At 68.7% G+C, this 19,360-nt stretch carries 19 protein-coding genes; 15 read left to right on the top strand and 4 right to left on the bottom strand.

What is annotated here, in order from left to right; translation table 11 throughout:
- Nucleotides 1-8: 8 nt before the first annotated feature.
- Nucleotides 9-1,571 carry a malonyl-CoA synthase gene (locus tag GTO19_RS20535; RefSeq protein ID WP_291024317.1) on the top strand — a complete coding sequence of 521 codons (1,563 nt, stop codon included), beginning with the start codon at nt 9-11 and terminating at the stop codon, nt 1,569-1,571.
- Nucleotides 1,572-1,605: 34 nt separating this feature from the next.
- On the opposite strand, the gene GTO19_RS20530 is transcribed toward GTO19_RS20535, so the two are convergent.
- Nucleotides 1,606-2,049, bottom strand: coding sequence for a universal stress protein (locus tag GTO19_RS20530; RefSeq protein ID WP_291024316.1), 444 nt, complete (start codon nt 2,047-2,049; stop codon nt 1,606-1,608).
- A 114-nt stretch (nt 2,050-2,163) separates the two neighbouring features.
- Here GTO19_RS20530 and GTO19_RS20525 point away from each other — a divergent pair, with 114 nt between their 5' ends.
- From GTO19_RS20525 to GTO19_RS20485, 9 genes are all read left to right on the top strand, one after another.
- A complete protein-coding gene (locus GTO19_RS20525) occupies nt 2,164-4,440 on the top strand; it encodes a cation-translocating P-type ATPase (RefSeq protein WP_291024314.1) in 2,277 nt (758 codons plus the stop codon).
- Between the two features lie 3 nt (nt 4,441-4,443).
- Nucleotides 4,444-4,581, top strand: coding sequence for a cbb3-type cytochrome oxidase assembly protein CcoS (gene ccoS, locus GTO19_RS20520; RefSeq protein WP_291024312.1), 138 nt, complete (start codon nt 4,444-4,446; stop codon nt 4,579-4,581).
- A 78-nt stretch (nt 4,582-4,659) separates the two neighbouring features.
- A complete protein-coding gene (gene ccoN, locus GTO19_RS20515) occupies nt 4,660-6,108 on the top strand; it encodes a cytochrome-c oxidase, cbb3-type subunit I (protein ID WP_291024310.1) in 1,449 nt (482 codons plus the stop codon).
- A gap of 10 nt (nt 6,109-6,118) precedes the next feature.
- On the top strand, nt 6,119-6,745 hold the full coding sequence (ccoO, locus tag GTO19_RS20510) for a cytochrome-c oxidase, cbb3-type subunit II (RefSeq protein ID WP_291024308.1): 627 nt from the start codon (nt 6,119-6,121) through the stop codon (nt 6,743-6,745).
- A gap of 8 nt (nt 6,746-6,753) precedes the next feature.
- Nucleotides 6,754-6,897, top strand: coding sequence for a cbb3-type cytochrome c oxidase subunit 3 (locus GTO19_RS20505; RefSeq protein ID WP_363302986.1), 144 nt, complete (start codon nt 6,754-6,756; stop codon nt 6,895-6,897).
- A 55-nt stretch (nt 6,898-6,952) separates the two neighbouring features.
- Nucleotides 6,953-7,861, top strand: a complete 909-nt coding sequence (gene ccoP / locus GTO19_RS20500; RefSeq protein WP_291024306.1) for a cytochrome-c oxidase, cbb3-type subunit III — start codon at nt 6,953-6,955, stop codon at nt 7,859-7,861.
- The gene (gene ccoG / locus GTO19_RS20495; protein ID WP_291024305.1) at nt 7,858-9,276 is read left to right on the top strand and encodes a cytochrome c oxidase accessory protein CcoG; all 1,419 of its coding nucleotides are present in this window, start codon (nt 7,858-7,860) and stop codon (nt 9,274-9,276) included. Before ccoP ends, ccoG begins: the two co-directional genes overlap by 4 nt.
- A 19-nt stretch (nt 9,277-9,295) precedes the next feature.
- The gene (locus tag GTO19_RS20490; protein ID WP_291024303.1) at nt 9,296-9,580 is read left to right on the top strand and encodes a nitrogen fixation protein FixH; all 285 of its coding nucleotides are present in this window, start codon (nt 9,296-9,298) and stop codon (nt 9,578-9,580) included.
- A 1-nt stretch (nt 9,581) separates the two neighbouring features.
- Complete coding sequence (locus GTO19_RS20485) at nt 9,582-9,821, top strand: hypothetical protein (protein WP_291024301.1); 240 nt, start codon at nt 9,582-9,584, stop codon at nt 9,819-9,821.
- On the opposite strand, the gene fnr is transcribed toward GTO19_RS20485, so the two are convergent.
- Nucleotides 9,799-10,518 carry a fumarate/nitrate reduction transcriptional regulator Fnr gene (fnr, locus tag GTO19_RS20480; protein ID WP_291024299.1) on the bottom strand — a complete coding sequence of 240 codons (720 nt, stop codon included), beginning with the start codon at nt 10,516-10,518 and terminating at the stop codon, nt 9,799-9,801. The genes GTO19_RS20485 and fnr overlap by 23 nt on opposite strands.
- 115 nt (nt 10,519-10,633) lie before the next feature.
- On the opposite strand from fnr, the gene hemN reads away from it, so the two are divergent.
- Together hemN and GTO19_RS20470 are read left to right on the top strand one after the other, a co-directional pair.
- Nucleotides 10,634-12,031 carry an oxygen-independent coproporphyrinogen III oxidase gene (hemN, locus tag GTO19_RS20475; RefSeq protein WP_291024297.1) on the top strand — a complete coding sequence of 466 codons (1,398 nt, stop codon included), beginning with the start codon at nt 10,634-10,636 and terminating at the stop codon, nt 12,029-12,031.
- A 43-nt stretch (nt 12,032-12,074) separates the two neighbouring features.
- Nucleotides 12,075-12,713 carry a sulfite exporter TauE/SafE family protein gene (locus GTO19_RS20470; protein ID WP_291024510.1) on the top strand — a complete coding sequence of 213 codons (639 nt, stop codon included), beginning with the start codon at nt 12,075-12,077 and terminating at the stop codon, nt 12,711-12,713.
- 36 nt (nt 12,714-12,749) lie between these two features.
- On the opposite strand, the gene GTO19_RS20465 is transcribed toward GTO19_RS20470, so the two are convergent.
- On the bottom strand, nt 12,750-13,661 hold the full coding sequence (locus GTO19_RS20465; protein ID WP_291024507.1) for a DMT family transporter: 912 nt from the start codon (nt 13,659-13,661) through the stop codon (nt 12,750-12,752).
- Between the two features lie 283 nt (nt 13,662-13,944).
- On the opposite strand from GTO19_RS20465, the gene aceA reads away from it, so the two are divergent.
- Nucleotides 13,945-15,276 carry an isocitrate lyase gene (gene aceA / locus GTO19_RS20460; RefSeq protein WP_291024296.1) on the top strand — a complete coding sequence of 444 codons (1,332 nt, stop codon included), beginning with the start codon at nt 13,945-13,947 and terminating at the stop codon, nt 15,274-15,276.
- A gap of 129 nt (nt 15,277-15,405) precedes the next feature.
- Here aceA and GTO19_RS20455 read toward each other — a convergent pair whose 3' ends face one another.
- Nucleotides 15,406-15,918 (bottom strand): pyridoxamine 5'-phosphate oxidase family protein, encoded by a 513-nt coding sequence (locus GTO19_RS20455; RefSeq protein WP_291024295.1) that lies wholly within the window; start codon nt 15,916-15,918, stop codon nt 15,406-15,408.
- Nucleotides 15,919-16,064: 146 nt separating this feature from the next.
- On the opposite strand from GTO19_RS20455, the gene GTO19_RS20450 reads away from it, so the two are divergent.
- Together GTO19_RS20450 and GTO19_RS20445 are read left to right on the top strand one after the other, a co-directional pair.
- On the top strand, nt 16,065-17,579 hold the full coding sequence (locus GTO19_RS20450; protein WP_291024293.1) for an ATPase domain-containing protein: 1,515 nt from the start codon (nt 16,065-16,067) through the stop codon (nt 17,577-17,579).
- A complete protein-coding gene (locus tag GTO19_RS20445) occupies nt 17,576-19,123 on the top strand; it encodes an ATP-binding protein (protein ID WP_291024292.1) in 1,548 nt (515 codons plus the stop codon). The genes GTO19_RS20450 and GTO19_RS20445 overlap by 4 nt, the downstream gene beginning before the upstream one ends.
- The last annotated feature ends 237 nt before the right edge of the window (nt 19,124-19,360 follow it).

The raw sequence follows: 19,360 nt of genomic DNA, 5'->3' as shown, positions 1-19,360 counted from the left end.
CCCTTCCCATGAACCACAACGAGAACCCCAACCTCTTCGCCGCGCTGCGCGCCGCTTTCCCCGCCGACCTGGACGCCACCGCCGTGGAGGTGGTGGGCGGCGCCAGCCACGGCCTGCGCTACAGCTGGCGCGACCTGGACCGCGCCAGCGCCATGCTGGCGAACCTGCTCGACAGCCTGAAGCTGCCGCCGCAGTCACGCATCGCCGTGCAGGTGGAGAAGTCGGTCGAGAACCTCATCCTGTACCTGGCGGTGCTGCGCAGCGGCCACGTGTACCTGCCGCTCAACACGGCTTACCAGTCCGGCGAAATCGAGTACTTCGTCGGCAACGCCGAGCCCGCCGTGGTGGTGTGCAGCCCGGCCAATTTCGGCTGGGTCAGCAAGATCGCTTTCAAGGCGGGCACGCGCCACGTGTTCACGCTGGGCGAGGACCGCAGCGGCACGCTGCTGGAACGCGCGTCGCACCACACCGATACGCACGCGCCCGCGCGCTGCCAGGCCGACGACCTCGCGGTCATCATCTACACCAGCGGCACGACGGGGCGCAGCAAGGGCGCCATGCTCACGCACGGCAACATGCTCAGCAACGCGCGGGTGCTGCAGTCGTACTGGGGCTGGAAAAAAGGCGACGTGCTGATCCACGCGCTGCCCATCTTCCATGTGCACGGCCTGTTCGTGGCCATCCACGGCGCGCTCATCAACGGCAGTGCCATGCTGTGGCTCAACAAGTTCGAACCGAAAGCCGTGATCGGGCTGTTCCCACGCGCCACGGTGTTCATGGGCGTGCCCACCTTGTACACGCGCATGCTGGCCGAGCCCTCGCTCACGCGGGATCAGGTGAAGAACATGCGGCTGTTCGTCTCGGGTTCGGCGCCGCTGCTGATCGAGACCTTCACCGAGTGGCAGGAGCGCACGGGCCACACCATCCTCGAGCGCTACGGCATGAGCGAGACGGTGATGCTCACGTCCAACCCCTACGCGGCCGATGACCGCCACCACGGGGAGAGCGAGCGACGGGGCGGCACGGTGGGCTTCCCCTTGCCGGGCGTGAGCCTGCGTGTGGTGGACGAGGCGGGTCGCCCGGTGGAGACCGGCGAGATCGGCGGCATCCAGGTGCGGGGCCCGAACATCTTCGCGGGCTACTGGCGCATGCCCGAGAAGACGGCGGAGGAGTTCACCACGGACGGCTACTTCAAGACGGGGGACCTGGGCCGCATCGACGAGCGCGGCTACGTGATCATCGTGGGCCGCAGCAAGGACCTGATCATCTCGGGGGGCTACAACGTCTACCCGGCGGAGATCGAGGGCGCACTCAACGAGATGCCGGGTGTGGCGGAGAGCGCGGTGGTGGGCGTGCCGCACCCGGACTTTGGCGAGGTGGGGGTGGCGGTGGTGATTCCTCGCCCCGAGGGGCAGCCCGATCCCGACGTGCTGATCGGCGCGCTGAAGGCCCGATTGGCGAACTTCAAGATTCCCAAGCGCTGCTTCGTGGTGAACGAACTGCCGCGCAACACGATGGGGAAGGTGCAGAAGAACCTCTTGCGCGAACAGTACAAGGGCCTGTTCGCCTAGGCTTTCTCCGGCGGGGCCGGTCGGCGGCGCTGGCCTAGCGAAGCACCAGCACCGGCGTGTGCGAGTGCGTCAGCACCTGCTGCGTCTCGCTGCCCAGCAGCAGCCGCTTGATGCCGCGCCGCCCGTGCGAGGCCATCACGATCAGGTCGCACTTGTGCTTCTTGGCGGTGGCGATGATCACCTCGGAGATGAGGTCGCCTTTGGCCGTCACCGGTTTGACCTTCACCTCCATCGGCTGGCCCGCCGTCTTCACCGCGTTCACGGCCTCCATCGCCTCGGCCTGCCACTGCTTCTCGATGCGGGCCACCTCGGCCGCCGCCAGCGTCACACCGCCTTCGAAATAGGTCTGCGGGTAGCGCGGCACCACCTTCAGTGCGACCACCTCCGCGCCGGTCAGGTCGGCCAGGGACAAGGCGTGGTCGACTGCCTTTTGCGACAGCTCGGAGCCATCGGTGGCGACAAGGATTCGCTTGTACATCTTCTTCTCCTCGTTGGTGATGGAAACGAAGCCACAGGCTAGCGCCTCAGGGTGCTCCCGGGCTTGACCTGCGTCAAGGGGATGGCGCACCTTTTGCGAGTAACCTTCGGCCCCATGAGTTCCGCCGCCTGGTCGAGTGAGCATCGGGGTGCCCTGACGGTCACCGACGACTTCGCGGTGCTCGACGACCCCGTGGAGCAGGCCACATTCACGCAGACCGTGGACGGAGCGGGCGAGAGCCGCGAATCGGTGCTGGTGGTGCAGGGCATGTACTGCGCAGCCTGCGCCGACACCATCGAATCCGCCCTGGTCGGCGCCCCCGGCGTCGAACGGGCCCGCGTGAACGCCGGCACGCGCCGCCTGCAGCTGCGCTGGGACCCGTCGCGCACGCGCCTGTCCGAACTCGCCGCGCGCGTGGGCAAACGCGGCTACCGCCTGCTGCCGCTGCAACAGGCCCTGTCCATCGACGAGCGCCTGCGCGAAACGCGCCAGGCCCTGTGGCGCCTGTTCGTGGCCGGCTTCTGCATGATGCAGGTGATGATGTACGCGTGGCCCGCGTACGTGGCCGCGCCGGGCGACATCCCGCCCGATATCGAGCAGTTGCTGCGCTGGGCCAGCTGGGTCATCTGCCTGCCGGTGGTCTTCTTCGCCAGTGGCCCGTTCTTCCGCCAGGCCTGGGCCGACCTGAAAGCCCGGCGCATCGGCATGGACACGCCGGTGTCGGTGGGCATCCTGGTCACCTTCCTCGCCAGCTCGGCCGCCACCTTCGACCCCACCGGCCCCTGGGGGCACGAGGTCTGGTTCGACTCGCTGGCCATGTTCGTCTTCTTCCTGCTCGGCGGGCGCTACCTCGAAGCGCGGCTGCGCCAGCGCACGGCCGGCGCGCTGGACGCGCTGATCAACCGCCTGCCCGCCACCTGCGAGCGCGAGCGCGCCGATGGCACGCGCGAAACCGTCTCCGTGCGCCGCCTGGGCGCAGGCGACGTGGTCTGCGTGCGCGCGGGCGAGGCCTTCCCGGGCGACGGCGTGCTGCTCGACGCGCGCGCCTCGGTCGACGAGGCCCTGCTCACCGGCGAGGCGCGCCCGCAGACCCGCCGCGCCGGTGAGCCGCTGGTGGCCGGCAGTCTCAACCTGGCCGGGCCCGTTCGCCTGCGGCTGGACCGCGTCGGCAGCGACACCCGCTACGCCCAGATCGTGCGGCTCATGGAGCGCGCCGCCATCGACAAGCCGCGCCTGGCCGTGCTGGCCGATCGCATCGCCGGGCCTTTCCTGGTGCTGGTGATGCTGGCGGCCGGGGCCGCCGCCTTCGCCTGGTGGCAGGTCGACCCTTCCCGCGCGCTGGCCATCGCGGTGGCGGTGCTGATCGTCACCTGCCCCTGCGCGCTCTCGCTGGCCACGCCGGCGGCCATGCTGGCTTCGGCCGGTGCCCTGGCGCGCCGCGGCGTGCTGGTGCGCCGCCTGCAAGCCTTGGAGTCGATGGCCAACGTGAACGCGGTGGTGTTCGACAAGACCGGCACGCTCACCCGCGAGCACCTGATGTTGCGCGAGGTGCTGCTGCGCCAGGGCGCCGACCGCGCGCAGGTGCTGGCGCTCGCCGCGGCGCTGGCGCGCGGCTCGCTGCACCCGGTGGCGCGCGCCGTGGCGGCCGCCGCCACGCCGTCGGACGAGCCGCTGTACGACTGGCACGAGGAGCCGGGGCAGGGCATGTCGGCGCGCCTGTCCAACGGCCGCCTGCTCCGGCTGGGCTCCCCCCTGTTCACCGGCGCCATGCCCGAGCACGACGCCGAAGGGCCGCGCACCTACCTGGTGGACGAGCACGGCTGGCTGGCCACCATCACCCTCAGCGAAGGCCTGCGCGAGGACGCGCGCATGGCCGTGCAGCGCCTGCGAGCGCTGGGCCTGCAGACCTGGCTGCTGTCGGGCGACCGCGCCGCGCAGGCGCACCGCATCGGCCACGCCGCCGGCGTGGACCACGTGCTGGCCGAGGCCACGCCCGAACGCAAGCTCGCCGAGGTGCAGGCCCTGCAGCGCCAGGGCTGGCGCGTGGCCATGGTGGGTGACGGCCTGAACGACGGCCCCGTGCTGGCCTGGGCCGACGCCTCCTTCACCATCGGCCGCGCGGCGCCGCTGGCGCAGGCCCGCAGCGATGCGGTGGTGCAGGGCGGACGCGTCATGGACGTGGTGGACACGCTGGTGCAGGCGCGCCGCACGCGGCGCGTGGTGCGCCAGAACCTGCTCTGGGCGGCGGTCTACAACGCCGTGTGCGTGCCCCTGGCGCTCATCGGCTGGATGCCGCCCTGGCTGGCCGGCCTGGGCATGGCCGCCAGTTCCTTCTTCGTCATCGCCAATGCCTGGCGGCTGGGCCGGCCCGATCCGGCTCCGAAAGGCTGAGCCATGGACGTGCTCTACCTGCTCATCCCGCTGTCGGTGCTCATCGTCTTCGGCGTCATCGGCGTGTTCTGGTGGGCGCTGCAATCGGGCCAGTTCGACAGCGTCGAGCGCGAAGGCGAGCGCATCCTTCACGACGAATGAGACCGGCTTGATGTAGGTCAAGCCCCGCCGGGCCTTGCCCCCGGACACTCCCTCTGCAACATCGAGAGGAGTATCCCAATGGCCTTCCACGACAAGGCATCCGCCGGCATCGCGGCCTACAACGACAAGGTGGTGCGGCAGTTCGCGCTGGCCACCGTGTTCTGGGGCGTGGTGGGCATGCTCGTCGGCGTGATCATCGCCGCGCAGCTCACCTGGCCCGCGCTCAACTTGGGGCTGGAGTGGCTGAGCTACGGCCGCCTGCGGCCCCTGCACACCAACGCGGTCATCTTCGCCTTCGGCGGCTGCGGCCTGTTCGCGGCCAGCTACTACGTGGTGCAGCGCACCTGCCAGGTGCGGCTGTTCTGCGATGGACTCGCCGCCTTCACCTTCTGGGGCTGGCAGGCGGTCATCGTGCTGGCCGCCATCACCCTGCCGCTGGGCATCACGCAGGGCAAGGAGTACGCCGAGCTCGAGTGGCCGATCGACATCCTGATCGCGCTGGTCTGGGTCGCCTACGCGGTGGTGTTCTTCGGCACCATCGGCCAGCGCAAGGTGCGCCACATCTACGTGGCCAACTGGTTCTTCGGCGCCTTCATCCTGGCCGTGGCCCTGCTGCACATCGTCAACAGCGCCGCGCTGCCGGTGAGCTTCACCAAGAGCTACTCGGCCTACGCGGGCGTGCAGGACGCGATGGTGCAGTGGTGGTACGGCCACAACGCCGTGGGCTTCTTCCTCACCGCCGGCTTCCTCGGGATGATGTACTACTTCATCCCCAAGCAGGCCGAGCGCCCGGTGTACTCCTACCGGCTGTCGATCGTGCACTTCTGGGCGCTGATCTTCATCTACATCTGGGCCGGCCCGCACCACCTGCACTACACCGCGCTGCCCGACTGGGCGCAGTCGCTGGGCATGGTGTTCTCCCTGATCCTGCTGGCGCCGAGCTGGGGCGGCATGATCAACGGGATCATGACCCTCTCGGGCGCCTGGCACAAACTGCGCGACGACCCGATCCTGCGCTTCCTCATCGTCTCGCTCTCGTTCTACGGCATGTCGACCTTCGAGGGCCCGATGATGTCGATCAAGACGGTGAACGCGCTGTCTCACTACACCGACTGGACGATCGGCCACGTGCACTCGGGCGCGCTGGGCTGGGTGGGCCTGGTCTCCATGGGCTCGATGTACTACCTGATCCCGCGCCTGTACGGCCAGAAGAAGATGTACTCGGTGCCCGCCATCGAGCTGCACTTCTGGATCTCCACCATCGGCATCGTGCTCTACATCGCCTCGATGTGGATCGCCGGCGTCATGCAGGGCCTGATGTGGCGCGCCGTCAACCCCGATGGCAGCCTCACCTACACCTTCGTCGAGTCGGTCAAGGCCACCTTCCCCTTCTACGTGATCCGCCTGGCCGGGGGCGTGCTGTACCTGGGCGGCATGTGCGTGATGCTGTGGAACACCGTGATGACGGCGCGCAATGGCCGCGTGGAGCCGGTGAGCGTGCCCGCTGCCCAAGCCGCCCATGCCTGAGGGAACCAACATGTCACAACAACACAAACCCGCCGGCTTCACGCACGAGCGCATCGAGACCAACAACTTCCTGATGATCGTGCTCATCGTGCTGGTGATCGCGGTCGGCGGCCTGGTCGAGATCGTGCCGCTGTTCTTCCAGAAATCCACCACGCAACCGGTGGAGGGCCTCAAGCCCTACACCGCCCTGCAACTGGCGGGGCGCGACGTGTACGTGCGCGAAGGTTGCTACAACTGCCACTCGCAGATGATCCGCCCCTTCCGGGCCGAGACGGAGCGCTACGGCCACTACTCGGTGGCGGGCGAATTCGTCTACGACCGGCCTTTCCAGTGGGGCAGCAAACGCACCGGCCCCGACCTGGCGCGCGTGGGTGGTCGCTACAGCGACGAGTGGCACCGCCTGCACCTCGTCAACCCGCGCGACCTGGTGCCCGAATCCAACATGCCCGCCTATGCCTGGCTGGAGAAGAAGCCGGTGGACGCCCGCGGCATGCCCGTGCGCCTGAAGGCGCTGCGCACCCTGGGCGCGCCCTACAGCGACGAGGAGGTCGCCGCGTCCGCCGAGTCCGTCAAGGGCAAGACCGAGATGGATGCGCTCATCGCCTACCTGCAGGTGCTGGGCACCGCCGTGAAGTGAGGCCCGCCATGGACATGGACATCAACACCCTGCGCTCCGCCGTCACCGTCATCAGCCTGCTGGTGTTCCTGGGCACCGTGGCCTGGGCCTGGTCGCGCCGCAACCGCGAGCGCTTCGACGAGGCCGCGCGCCTGCCTTTCCAGGACGACTGAGCCTGTCCAGACACCAGCCCACCCACAAGCCCTCCCACGGGAACCGGGAAACAACATGAGCGATTTCACCAGCGACTTCTGGTCCTTCTACGTGGCCATCCTCACCGTGGTCAGCATCGTCGCCTGCGGCATCCTGCTGTGGGCGGCGGGCACCACCAAGGTCAAGCCCGGGCAGGACAAAACCACCGGCCACGTGTGGGACGGCGACCTGCGCGAACTGAACAACCCCCTGCCGCGCTGGTGGGTGTGGCTGTTCGTCATCACCATCGTCTTCAGCCTGGCCTACGGCCTGCTGTACCCCATGTACGGGCGCTACGCCGGCGTGCTGGGCTGGACGTCCACCGGCCAGCACACGGCCGAGGTGCAGTCGCATCAGGAAGCCATCGCGCCGCTGTATGCGCAGTTCCGCGACCAGCCGCCCGAGCGCCTGGCCGGCAACGCCCAGGCCATGGCCATCGGCGAGCGCCTGTTCATGAACCAGTGCGCCATGTGCCACGGATCGGACGCGCGCGGCTCGAAGGGCTTTCCGAATCTCACCGACGGCGACTGGCTGCATGGCGGCGAGCCGGCGGTGATCGAGGCCACCATCACCCAAGGGCGGCACGGCGTGATGCCGCCCCTGGCCGCGGCCGTGGGCAGCGCCGACGACGTGCGCAACGTCGCCAACTACGTGCTCAGCCTGTCCAACAGCCCGCACGACCGCGTGCGCGCCTCGCAAGGCCGCACCAAGTTCGCCGTCTGCGCGGCCTGCCACGGCATGGACGGCAAGGGCAACACAGCGCTCGGCGCACCCAACCTCACCGACAACATCTGGCTGCACGGCTGGGGCGAGGAGGCCATCGTGCGCGCCGTCACCAGCGGCATCGACAACCGCATGCCGGCGCAGAACCAGTTGCTCAACGCCGAGCAGATCCGCGTGCTCACGGCTTACGTGTGGGGGCTGTCGAACCGCCCCGCCCAATGAAGACCATTCCCATCCAGCCCGCCGGCGAGGACGAGGAGATCACGGTCTCCCTCTACGCCGCGCAGGAGAAGATCCAGGCGCGTGCGGTGAAGGGCGTGTTCGCGCGCTGGCGCTGGTTCTTCGTGTGGGCCACGCAACTGGTGTTTTACGGGCTGGCCTGGCTGCCGTGGAATGGCCGCCAGGCCGTGCTGTTTGATCTGGAGGCGCGCCGCTTCTACCTGTTCGACCTGGTCCTGTACCCGCAGGACTTCGTCTACCTTACGGGCCTGCTGGTCATTTCCGCGCTGTCGCTGTTCCTGTTCACCGCCGTGGCGGGGCGCTTGTGGTGCGGCTTCGCCTGCCCGCAGACGGTGTACACCGAGCTGTTCATGTGGATCGAGCACCGCGTGGAGGGCGACCGTTCCGCCCGGCTGCGGCTCGACGCCGCGCCCATGGGCCCGGCCAAGCTCGGCAAGCGCGCGCTCAAGCATGGGCTGTGGGGCGCGCTGGCGCTGTGGACGGGCTTCACCTTCGTCGGCTACTTCACGCCCATCCGCGAACTCGCGGGCCTGGTGGCCAGCCTCTCGCTCGGGCCGTGGGAGACCTTCTGGATCCTGTTCTACAGCTTCGCGACCTACGGCAACGCGGGCTTCCTGCGCGAGCAGGTGTGCAAGTACATGTGCCCCTATGCGCGCTTCCAGAGCGCGATGTTCGACCGCGACACGATGATCGTGACCTACGACGAAGCGCGGGGCGAACCGCGCGGCGCACGCAGCAAGAAGGCCGATCCGAAGGCACTGGGCCTGGGCTCCTGCGTGGACTGCACGCTTTGCGTGCAGGTCTGTCCCACCGGCATCGACATCCGCAAGGGCCTGCAGTACGAATGCATCGGCTGCGCGGCCTGCATCGACGTGTGCGACGACGTGATGGACAAGGTGGGCTACCCGCGCGGGCTGATCCGCTTCGCGACGCAGAACGGCATCGCCAAGGGCTGGAGCCGCGCGCAGATGGTGCGCCGCGCGCTGCGCCCGCGCGTGCTCGTCTACAGCGGCATCCTGCTGGCCGTCTCGCTGGCCGTGCTGGGCAGCCTGTGGCTGCGCACCCCGCTCAAGGTCGACGTGATCCGCGACCGCGGCGCGCTGGCGCGCGAGGTGGGGCAGGGCCGCATCGAGAACGTCTACCGACTGCAGATCATGAATGCCACGGAAACCGCCCAGACCTACGAACTGAGCGTGGAGGGGCTGCCGGGCATTGCGCTCGAATCCGGGGCGCGCGTGCAGGTGGCCCCGGCCGAGGTGCGTGCCGTGGCCGCGCGCGTGCAGGTGCCGCCTGGCGCGGCCGCCAGCGGCCCGCACCCCATCCAGTTCGAGGTGCGCGCCGAGCACGACGAGCGCGTGCGGGTGCGCGAGAAGAGCACCTTCCTCATTCCCCGATGACAACCGGCAGGAGGCCGCCATGCACCTGAAGTCGATCGAACCCGAATCCACCGAGCCCTGGTGGCGCGTGGGCCCCATGTGGCTGGTGGTGGGCGGGCCCCTGGTGGTGGTGGCCGCCGCCATCGCCACCGCGGTCATCGCCATCAACGGCGCCGACCCCGTCCTCGACAAGGCCGCCTACCAGGCCACGCTGGAGCAGGCGCGCCGCCTGCAAGGACCGCAGCGCGAGCAGGCCCTGATCGGCCTGCAGCCCGCGCACCAGGCGCGCAACCACGCGGCCTCGCCCGTGGTCCGGGACCGCTGAGATGCCGACCCGAAGCTGGATGTGGGTGGGCTGGCCGTCCTTCCTGATGGCGGGCGTGCTGGAAATGCTGGTGTTCGCGGTGGTCGACCCGAGCGAGTTGCACTGGCAGGGCGGCGCGCTGGACTGGTCGCGCCCGGCGGTCTATACCCTGGCCTTCTTCGTGTTCTGGGCGGTGATCGCCTTGTCCAGCGCGCTGAGCGTGTGGCTGGCGCAGGACCTCAGGCGCAGGTCTGCGGATTGACGATGCGCCGCAGCGCCTCGGTGTCCTTGATGTGCACGTAGCGCTGCTTCACATCGACGATGCCGTCGTCGACGAACTTGGAGAAGGTGCGGCTCACCGTCTCCAGCTTCATGCCCAGGTAGCTGCCGATCTCCTCGCGCGTCATGCGCAGGTTGAACTCGGAGGGCGAGAAGCCGCGCGCCTGCAGGCGCTGCACGAGGTTGAGCAGGAAGGCCGCCAGGCGTTCCTCGGCGCGCATGCTGCCCAGCAGCAGCATCACGCTGTGGTCGCGCACGATCTCGCGGCTCATGATGCGGTGCACGTGGTGCTGCAGCGGCGTGAACTGGCGCGACAACTCCTCCACCTGGTCGAAGGGCATCACGCAGACCTCGGCGTCTTCCAGGGCCACCGCGTCGCAGGCGTGGCGGTCGCTCACGATGCCGTCCAGGCCGATGATCTCCCCCGCCATCTGGAAGCCCGTGACCTGGTCACGCCCATCGGCCGTGGTCACGCAGGTCTTGAAGAAGCCGGAACGGATGGCGTACAGCGAGGTGAAGCGGTCGCCCACGGAAAACAGGGCATCGCCGCGCTTGACCCGCTTGCGCACGGAGATCAGCGTGTCGAGCTGACCCATTTCCTGCGCGTTCAGGCCCATGGGCAGGCAGAGCTCGCGCAGGTTGCAGCTCGAGCAGGCCACTTTGATGCGTTGGGCGTCCATGATCGTGATTCCCTCTGATTCGACGCAGCGGAGGATACTCCGCCCGGCACCGAAAACCGGTGCCGCTTGACCAGGATCAAGGCTTCCCGGCGGCGCCTCGGGCACAGTGGCCGCCATGCCACAAGGACTTGCCGTGAGCCACGTGATCCCCGACGACCTGCTCAGGCGTTTCGACGTCCCGGGGCCGCGCTACACCTCCTATCCCACGGCCGACCGCTTCGTCGAGGCCTTCACCGAGCAGGACTACCGGCTGGCCCTGGGCCAGCGCCGCGCGGGCTCCATGGCCCTGCCGCTGTCGGTGTACGTGCACATCCCGTTCTGCGAATCGGTCTGCTACTACTGCGCCTGCAACAAGGTCATTACAAAACACCACTCGCGCGGCGCGGAGTACCTGCGCCACCTCTCGCGCGAGCTGGATCTGCAGATCGAGCACCTGGGCGCGGGGCAGTCGGTCTCGCAACTGCACCTGGGCGGAGGCACCCCGACATTCCTGAGCGACGCCGAACTGGAAGACCTGATGGCCATGCTGCGGCGCCACTTCGCGCTGGTGCCGGGCGGCGAATACTCGATCGAGGTGGACCCGCGCACGGTGGACGCCCAGCGGCTGCGCACGCTGCACCGCCTGGGCTTCAACCGCCTGAGCTTCGGCGTGCAGGACTTCGACCCCGCCGTGCAGAAGGCGGTGCACCGCATCCAGCCCGCCGAGCAGGTCTTCGCGCTGATGGACGCGGCGCGCCGCATCGGCTTCGAATCGGTCAACGTGGACCTGATCTACGGCCTGCCGCTGCAGACGCCCGAGTCCTTCCGGCGCACGCTGGCGCAATTGCAGGCCCTGCGGCCCGACCGCGTGGCGCTGTACGCCTACGCGCACCTGCCGGCGCGCTTCAAGCCGCAGCGGCGCATCGTGGCGGCCGAGCTGCCCGGTGCCGCCGACAAGCTGGCCATGTTGTCCGCCTCGCTCGACATCCTGCGCGATGCGGGCTACGTGCATGTGGGCATGGACCACTTCGCACTGCCCGATGACGCCCTGGCCGTGGCCAAGCGCCAGGGGCGGCTGCACCGCAACTTCCAGGGCTACAGCACCCAGCCGGACTGCGACCTCATCGCGCTCGGTGTCTCGGCCATCGGCCGCGTGGGCGCCACCTACAGCCAGAACGCCAAGACCCTGGACGAGTACGTGGACCTGCTCGACCAGGGTCGCCTGCCCATCGTGCGCGGCCTGGCGCTCACGCGCGACGACCTGGTGCGCCGCGCGGTGATCATGTCGCTGATGTGCCAGGGCGAACTGCTGTTCGAAAGCGTCGACCAGGGCCAGCTGATCGACAGCCGCCGCTACTTCGCGAACGAGTTGGAAGCGCTGGCGCCCTTTGAGGCCGAGGGCCTGGTCAGCCTGGACGATCAGGGGGTGCACGTCAGCGAGACCGGCTGGTACCTGATCCGCGCCATCGCCATGGTGTTCGACCGCCACTTGCGGGCCGACCAGGACCGCGCGCGCTTCTCGAAGATCCTGTGAGGCTCTCGTGTCCTCCGGCTCCCTGCTGATCACCGCGCTGCTGATGGGCCTGATGGGCGGGCCGCACTGCGTGGCCATGTGCGGCGCGGCCTGCGCGGGCATCGGGCGCGCGGCCGGGGATCGGGGCGGCCGCGCCATCGCGGCGTTCCAGCTCAGCCGTGTGGCGGGCTACGCCAGCGTGGGCGCGCTGGCGGCGGGCTCCGTGCAAGGCCTGGCCTGGCTGGGCGCGCACACGCAGGTGATCCGCCCGGTGTGGACCATGTTCCATGTGGCGGCGCTGTTGCTGGGCGCCTGGCTGCTGTGGCGGGCGCGCCAGCCGGCGTGGATCGACGGCGTGGGGCAGGGCGTGTGGCGACGCGCCAGGCCCGTGATGGCCCGGCTGGGCCCGCGCGCGCCCTGGGTATTGGGCTATGGCTGGGCGCTCATGCCTTGCGGCCTGCTGTACTCGGCGCTGCTGGTGGCCTCGCTCACCGCCAGCGCGGTTCATGGCGCGGCGGTGATGGCGGCGTTCGCCATCGGCTCGTCGGTGTCGCTGTTCGCCGGGCCCTGGCTGCTGCTGCGCCTGCGCGAGGCCCGCTCGGGCGCCTGGGGCATCCGGCTGGCGGGGCTGGCGCTGCTGCTCGCTTCGGGTTGGGCGCTGTGGATGGGCATCACCCAGCCCACCGGGCTGTGGTGCCTCTGAGGCCGCCAGCCCACCGGGCTGTGGTGCCTCCGAGCCTCAGCGCCCGGCGCGTTCGGGCAAGGTGGCCAGCACGAGGCCCAGCAGGGCGATGCCGAAGGCCAGCAACTGCAGGCCGCTGAGGCGCTCGCCCATGAACACCACGCCGATGAGCGCCGCGCTGATCGGCAGCATCACGGTGAACACGCCCGCTTGCGAAGCCGGCACCCGTTTGAGCCCGCTCATCCACAGCCACACCGTCCACACGCTGGCGGCCAGCGCGTAGAACACCAGCAGCCCCCAGATGGACAGCGCCACGGCACCGAAGTTGAACTGCAGCGCCGCCCAGACGCCGAAGGGCGTGACCAGCGCCAGCCCCCACAGGTTGATGATGGCCGAGATGCGCTTGGGCCCCAGTCCCTCGGTGAGGCGCTTGCCGATCACCACGTAGGACGCCTCACACACCACCGCCGCGAACACCAGCAGGTTGCCCAGCAGCGCCTGCGAGCCACCGGCCGCGGGGCCCGCGCCCTTGTCGAGCGAAAACAGCCCGATGCCCAGGGCCGCGCAGGCGATGCCCGCCGCGCTGCGCGCGCCGATGCGCTCGCGCAGGAAGACCCAGCTCAACACCGCGACCACCGCAGGAATGGACGACATCACCACGCCCGCCGCCACGGCCGTGGTCATGCTCACACCGAACAGCATGCAGAGGGAGAACAGGAAGTTGCCCAGGAAGGACTCGAGGAAGAGCAGGGCGCGCGTGCGTGGGCCCAGCGGTGGTTCGTCGGCCGGCTTGCGCAGCCAGCGCCACATGGCCGCTGCGCCGATGGCGAAGCGCAGCCAGGCCAGCAGGAACACCGGAAACACCAGCACCAGGGGTTTGGACAGCGCCACGTAGCTGCCCACGAGCGCCATGCTCAGGCCCAGGCTGCCATAGGCCGTGGCGCGATGGAGTGAGGTCACGGGGCGCATCATGCCGCAGGTGCACCGGGGGGTTTTCGGCATGAGGCAACTGCTTTTCGCATCAAGAAATGACGCGATGCTGCGTCGCGGCAAATTTTCTTGATATGGGAAACAGAATTTCTTATTGAAAAATTCGGCAAAAAGATCGTTGATTAAAAAAAGAAAAATTTTTCTCTTCTATAAGACATAAGAGACGTTTCAAGTCTTCTATAAGACTTAGAGTCATGTCCAACGGCACCGCCTTTGCCGCGATTCGCCGCCCGGTTCCACCTCAACCCCAAGGAGTGTCCCCATGCCTCAGTCCCTCACCGAACAACTCAGCCGCGCGCAACAGATCGAAGCCCTGGAAAAAGACTGGGCCACGAACCCGCGCTGGAAGGGCGTCAAGCGCGGCTACACCGCCGCCGACGTGGTGCGCCTGCGCGGCAGCATGCACATCGAGCACACCCTCGCCAAACGCGGCGCGGAAAAGCTCTGGGAAAAGATCAATGGCGGCGCCAAGAAGGGCTACGTCAACGCCTTCGGCGCCATCAGCGCCGGCCAGGCCATGCAGCAGGCCAAGGCCGGGCTGGAGGCGGTGTACCTCTCGGGCTGGCAGGTGGCCGCCGACGGCAACACCAGCGAAACCATGTACCCCGACCAGTCGCTCTACGCCTACGACTCGGTGCCCGCCATGGTTCGCCGCATCAACAACACCTTCAAGCGCGCCGATGAAATCCAGTGGGGCCGTGGCATCGAGCCGGGCAGCAAGGAATTCATCGACTACTTCCTGCCCATCGTGGCCGACGCGGAAGCCGGCTTCGGCGGCGTGCTCAATGCCTTCGAGCTGATGAAGAACATGATCGCGGCCGGCGCCGCGGGCGTGCACTTCGAGGACCAGCTGGCCGCCGTGAAGAAGTGCGGCCACATGGGCGGCAAGGTGCTGGTGCCCACGCAAGAGGCCATCGAGAAGCTGATCGCCGCGCGCTTCGCCGCCGACGTGATGGGCGTGTCCACCATCGTGCTGGCCCGCACGGACGCCGAGGCCGCCAACCTCATCACCAGCGACCACGACGCCAACGACAAGCCCTTCCTCACCGGCGAGCGCACGCAGGAAGGCTTCTACCGCGTGAAGAACGGCCTGGAGCAGGCCATCAGCCGCGGCGTGGCCTACGCGCCCTATGCCGACCTGGTGTGGTGTGAAACCGGCACGCCCGACCTGGGCTTCGCCCGCGAATTCGCGCAGGCCGTGCACGCCAAGAGCCCGGGCAAGCTGCTGAGCTACAACTGCTCGCCCTCGTTCAACTGGAAGAAGAACCTGGACGACAAGACCATTGCCCGCTTCCAGGACGAGCTCTCCGCGCTGGGCTACAAGTACCAGTTCATCACCCTGGCCGGCATCCACATCAACTGGTTCAACACCTTCCAGTTCGCCCACGCCTACGCCCGCGGCGAAGGCATGAAGCACTACACGGAGATGGTGCAGGAGCCCGAGTTCAAGGCGCGCGAGCAGGGCTACACCTTCGTGTCGCACCAGCAGGAAGTGGGCGCGGGCTACTTCGACGACGTGACCACGGTCATCCAGGGCGGTTCGTCGAGCGTGAAGGCGCTGACGGGTTCGACCGAGGAAGAGCAGTTCCACTGAGTCGAATCCACCGGACATCAGAGGAGACAGGGCCGCCCTTCGGGGCGGCTTTTTCGGTGGGGGGCGGCACCGGGCCGTGATCGGCTTTCTCGGGGGTCGGCGCAGGGCCCGCCGACCGGCCGGGCTTTCTCAATGGCTCGGCCGAACCTCGCCCGATTCCCCCAGCCGCGGGGGTTCTCCCGTGAGGGCCGCCTTGGCCATCACCATCAACTGCGTGAGCTTGTTCTCCTTCACGTCCCAGTAGTGCGCGTGCTCGATGTCTACCGCCACGAGCACGAGGTCCGGGTCTTCGGGACCACCGGGAAACCAGGCGTCGGCCGCCTTGTTCCAGAGCGCCCGCGCCTGAGCGACGTCGGGGATGACGCGCGCGATGCCGGAGACGGAGACGTAGGTATCGTCGTCCGGTTCGGCGTAGCTCACGTTGACTGTCGGATCGGCCACGATGTCGTCCACCGGCCCGCTGCGGCGGGACATGAAGAACCACAGGCGCGCGTCGTCGAGGTCCTTGTTCTGCGTGGTCATGGGGCGGGCGTGCAGGTGGCCGTCGTGTGCCTCGCCCGAATGCCGGGTCGTGAGCATGCCGAAGCGGATGTCCTTGATCATCTTCCAGAGATCGTCCCGGGTTTTTCCTTCTGAGTGCATGGTGTTCCTTGGCTGCGCTGGGAGACGCGTGCCGGGCAATCGGCGTGCCCGGGGGCGCGCACCCGGCGCCTGAAGACTGGCCCCCGTCGGCCCCGGTTCGGCGCTAGGATCGTCGATTGCCGTCGGCCAATAGTGGAGGCACAGCAATGACCGAACCTCAACCCGCCACCGCCGGGTCCGGCCCCGCGCTGCTCAAGACCGGCGTGTCCGGGCTGGACGACATTCTCGGCGGGGGGTTTCTCGCGAATCGGCTCTACCTGCTGGAGGGCTCCCCCGGCGCCGGCAAGACGACCATCGCCCTGCAGTTCCTGATGGCGGGGGCGCGCCTGGGCGAACCCGTCATGTACGTGACGCTGTCCGAGACGCTCGAAGAGGTGGCCGGTGTGGCGGCCTCGCACGGCTGGGACCTGTCCGGGGTGTCCATGCGCGAGATGCTCCCTGCCCAACAGGCGCTCGACCCCGAGGAGCAGTACATGGTGTTCCACCCCTCGGAGGTCGAGCTCGGCGAGACCACGGTCCGGCTGCTGGAGGCGGTCGACAAGGTCAATCCGCGCCGCGTGGTGTTCGATTCCCTCTCCGAACTGCGCCTGCTGGCGGGCAGTTCGCTGCGCTACCGCCGCCAGATCCTGGCGCTGAAGCAGTTCTTCTCGGGCAGGAACTGCACGGTGCTGCTGCTGGACGACATGACGGCGCTTGATCACGACCTGCAGGTGCAGAGCATTGCGCACGCGGTGCTGCGGATGGAGCAGCTCAACCCGCACTACGGCACCGCGCGGCGGCGCCTCATCGTGCTGAAGTACCGTGGCCAGGGGTACCGCGGGGGCTTTCACGACTACAAGATCCGGCGCGGAGGACTGGAGGTGTACCCGCGCCTGGTGGCCTCGGAGCACACCCACGAGCGGGCCATCACCCGGCTGTCCAGCGGGCTGGATGCGCTGGACCGCTTGCTGGGCGAAGGGGTCGAGCGCGGCACCAGCACGCTGCTCCTGGGCGCCCCCGGCACCGGCAAGTCCACGGTGGCGGTGCAATTCGCGCTGGCGGCAGCCCAGCGCGGGGAAACCGCCGCCCTGTTCGTTTTCCACGAAAGCCTCACGACCTTGCGCGCGCGGTGCGCCGGCATGGGGATGGACCTGGCGCCCCATGTGGCCAGCGGGCGGATGCGGCTGCGGCAGGTGGACCCGGCCGAGCTGTCGCCGGGCGAGTTCGTGGCCGGCATTCGCGAGGCGGTGACGCAGCACGGGGCCACCGTGGTCGTGATCGACAGCCTCAATGGCTACCTCAACGCCATGCCGGACGAGCGCTTCCTCATCGCCCAACTGCACGAGTTGTTGACCTACCTGGGGCAGGCCGGCGTGGCCACCATGGTCGTGGGCGCCGAGCACGGGCTCATCGGCACCCAGATGCAGACCCCCATCGATGCCAGTTACCTGGCGGACTCGGTGGTGCTGCTGCGCTACTACGAGGCCGACGGCGAAGTCCGGCAGGCGATCTCGGTGATGAAGAAGCGCGGCGGCTGGCACGAGCGCAGCATCCGGGGTTTCCAGATGACCTCGCAGGGCCCGGTGGTGGGCGAGCCGCTCAAGCGGTTTCGCGGCATCCTCACCGGCGCACCCGCCTCCTTGCCGGACCTCGCCTTGCCGCCCGGTTCGCCCAGCCGGTGAATGCTGGCCATGCCTCCCCCGCCGAGCTGCGCGTGCTGTTGCGCATGCCCACGGCGCGCGACGGCGCCATGGCCGTGCGGGTACTGTCGCGCGCCGGTGTGGCCGCCGAGGCTTGCCAGGACGCGGCCGAGATGGCCCGCCGCCTGCGAGAGGGCGCAGGGGTGCTCCTGATTGCCGAGGAGGTGTTGAGCGACGAGGCCTTTGCCGACGTGAAGCAACTGCTGCTCGGGCAGGAGCCCTGGTCGGACTTGCCGGTGCTGGTGCTGGCACGCGCCGGCATCGACTCCCTGGCCATCACGGACGCGCTGCAGGAACTGGCCAACGTGACGGTGCTGGAGCGGCCCATGCGGGTGTCGTCGCTCGTCAGCGCGACCCTCAGCGCCCTGGCGGCGCGGCGCCGCCAGTACCAGCTGCGGGGGACGCTCACGGGGCTGCGCGAGGCGGACCAACGCAAGACCGAATTCCTGGCGACGCTGGCCCACGAGCTGCGCAACCCGCTGGCGCCCCTGCGCACCGGCCTCGAGCTGCTGGCCAAGAAGAACCGCGACGCGGAGGAGGATTGGATCCACGCCCTCATGAGCCGGCAGGTGAACCACATGGTGCGGCTGATCGACGACCTGATGGAGGTGTCGCGGATCACGCGCGGCAAGATCCCCTTGCAGTTCGCGCCCGTGGCCTTGCAGGACGTGCTCAGGCATGCGGTGGAGCTGAGTCAGCCCCTGATCGAGGCCCATGCGCACCGCCTGGTGACGGACGTTGCCGATAAACCCGTGGTGGTGCACGGCGATTCGGTCCGGCTCACGCAGGTGTTTTCGAATCTGCTGAACAACGCGGCCAAGTACACCCCGCGCGGCGGCCAGCTGGGGCTTTCGCTGGTGCGGGACGGTGCGGATGCCTGCGTGACGGTCTCCGACAGCGGCCCGGGCATTCCCCAGGACATGCTCGACGCCGTGTTCGACATGTTCGTGCAGGTCCAGGACGCCTCCCGCGCAGCGCAAGGCGGCCTGGGCATCGGCCTCACCCTGGTCAAGAGTCTGGTCGAACTGCACGGTGGCACGGTAAAGGCCGAGAGCGGGTCGGTGCCCAGCGGCACGCACATGGTGGTCCGCCTTCCCTGGGCGGGCGCCAAGGCATCGCCGCCGCCGGTGCCGACGGGTGGCGAGGCGCTGAGGGCAAGGGCCAGCCGCCAGCACGTGCTGGTGGTGGACGACAACCAGGATGCCGCCGACACGCTGGCGGCCCTGCTGCACACCCTGGGGGTGGCGGCGACGGCGGCCTACAGCGGCGACCGGGCGCTGCAGCTGATGGAGGAGTGCGCACCCACGGTGGCGCTGCTGGACATCGGCATGCCCGGCATGGACGGGTTCGCGCTGGCCGAACGCATCCGGTGCAACGCGGCCTGGTCGCCGGTGACGCTCGTGGCCCTGACCGGCTGGGCCCAGAAGGCCGACAGGGAACGCTCCGCCGCGGCCCGCTTTGACCACCACCTGGTGAAGCCCGTGGACGTGGACCGGCTCATCGAGATACTCAATGCACTGCCGTGAGCCTGCGACGAAGGGCGCCGAACAGCGCCACTCGCACCCGTGCGTGATGTTTGTGGGACAATCTCCGGCTCGAACAACGAGCAAGAGCGAGAAAGGCATGTCGGTTATGACACCGCGAACTCAGGAGTTTTTCTCCACGGCCCATTGAGGCCGGCAGTTCGCGCCTGCCCGAATCCCTTCACCTTCTTCTCCTCCCCACGAAAGCGCGGCCCCAGCCGCGCTTTTTTGTTTTCCGGA

Origin of the sequence: Hydrogenophaga sp. (assembly GCF_011772445.1) — a bacterium.
In the GTDB taxonomy this organism is placed as follows: domain Bacteria; phylum Pseudomonadota; class Gammaproteobacteria; order Burkholderiales; family Burkholderiaceae_C; genus Hydrogenophaga.
The sequence above is the reverse complement of the archived record's forward strand: the minus strand, read 5'-3'. Positions and strand labels throughout refer to the sequence as shown.

Coding starts and splice junctions, on each gene's coding strand:
- GTO19_RS20535 (WP_291024317.1), top strand. CDS start 9: ATGAACCACAACGAGAACCCCAACCTCTTCGCCGCGCTGCGCGCCGCT.
- GTO19_RS20530 (WP_291024316.1), bottom strand. CDS start 2,049: ATGTACAAGCGAATCCTTGTCGCCACCGATGGCTCCGAGCTGTCGCAA.
- GTO19_RS20525 (WP_291024314.1), top strand. CDS start 2,164: ATGAGTTCCGCCGCCTGGTCGAGTGAGCATCGGGGTGCCCTGACGGTC.
- ccoS (WP_291024312.1), top strand. CDS start 4,444: ATGGACGTGCTCTACCTGCTCATCCCGCTGTCGGTGCTCATCGTCTTC.
- ccoN (WP_291024310.1), top strand. CDS start 4,660: ATGGCCTTCCACGACAAGGCATCCGCCGGCATCGCGGCCTACAACGAC.
- ccoO (WP_291024308.1), top strand. CDS start 6,119: ATGTCACAACAACACAAACCCGCCGGCTTCACGCACGAGCGCATCGAG.
- GTO19_RS20505 (WP_363302986.1), top strand. CDS start 6,754: ATGGACATGGACATCAACACCCTGCGCTCCGCCGTCACCGTCATCAGC.
- ccoP (WP_291024306.1), top strand. CDS start 6,953: ATGAGCGATTTCACCAGCGACTTCTGGTCCTTCTACGTGGCCATCCTC.
- ccoG (WP_291024305.1), top strand. CDS start 7,858: ATGAAGACCATTCCCATCCAGCCCGCCGGCGAGGACGAGGAGATCACG.
- GTO19_RS20490 (WP_291024303.1), top strand. CDS start 9,296: ATGCACCTGAAGTCGATCGAACCCGAATCCACCGAGCCCTGGTGGCGC.
- GTO19_RS20485 (WP_291024301.1), top strand. CDS start 9,582: ATGCCGACCCGAAGCTGGATGTGGGTGGGCTGGCCGTCCTTCCTGATG.
- fnr (WP_291024299.1), bottom strand. CDS start 10,518: ATGGACGCCCAACGCATCAAAGTGGCCTGCTCGAGCTGCAACCTGCGC.
- hemN (WP_291024297.1), top strand. CDS start 10,634: ATGCCACAAGGACTTGCCGTGAGCCACGTGATCCCCGACGACCTGCTC.
- GTO19_RS20470 (WP_291024510.1), top strand. CDS start 12,075: ATGGGCCTGATGGGCGGGCCGCACTGCGTGGCCATGTGCGGCGCGGCC.
- GTO19_RS20465 (WP_291024507.1), bottom strand. CDS start 13,661: ATGCGCCCCGTGACCTCACTCCATCGCGCCACGGCCTATGGCAGCCTG.
- aceA (WP_291024296.1), top strand. CDS start 13,945: ATGCCTCAGTCCCTCACCGAACAACTCAGCCGCGCGCAACAGATCGAA.
- GTO19_RS20455 (WP_291024295.1), bottom strand. CDS start 15,918: ATGCACTCAGAAGGAAAAACCCGGGACGATCTCTGGAAGATGATCAAG.
- GTO19_RS20450 (WP_291024293.1), top strand. CDS start 16,065: ATGACCGAACCTCAACCCGCCACCGCCGGGTCCGGCCCCGCGCTGCTC.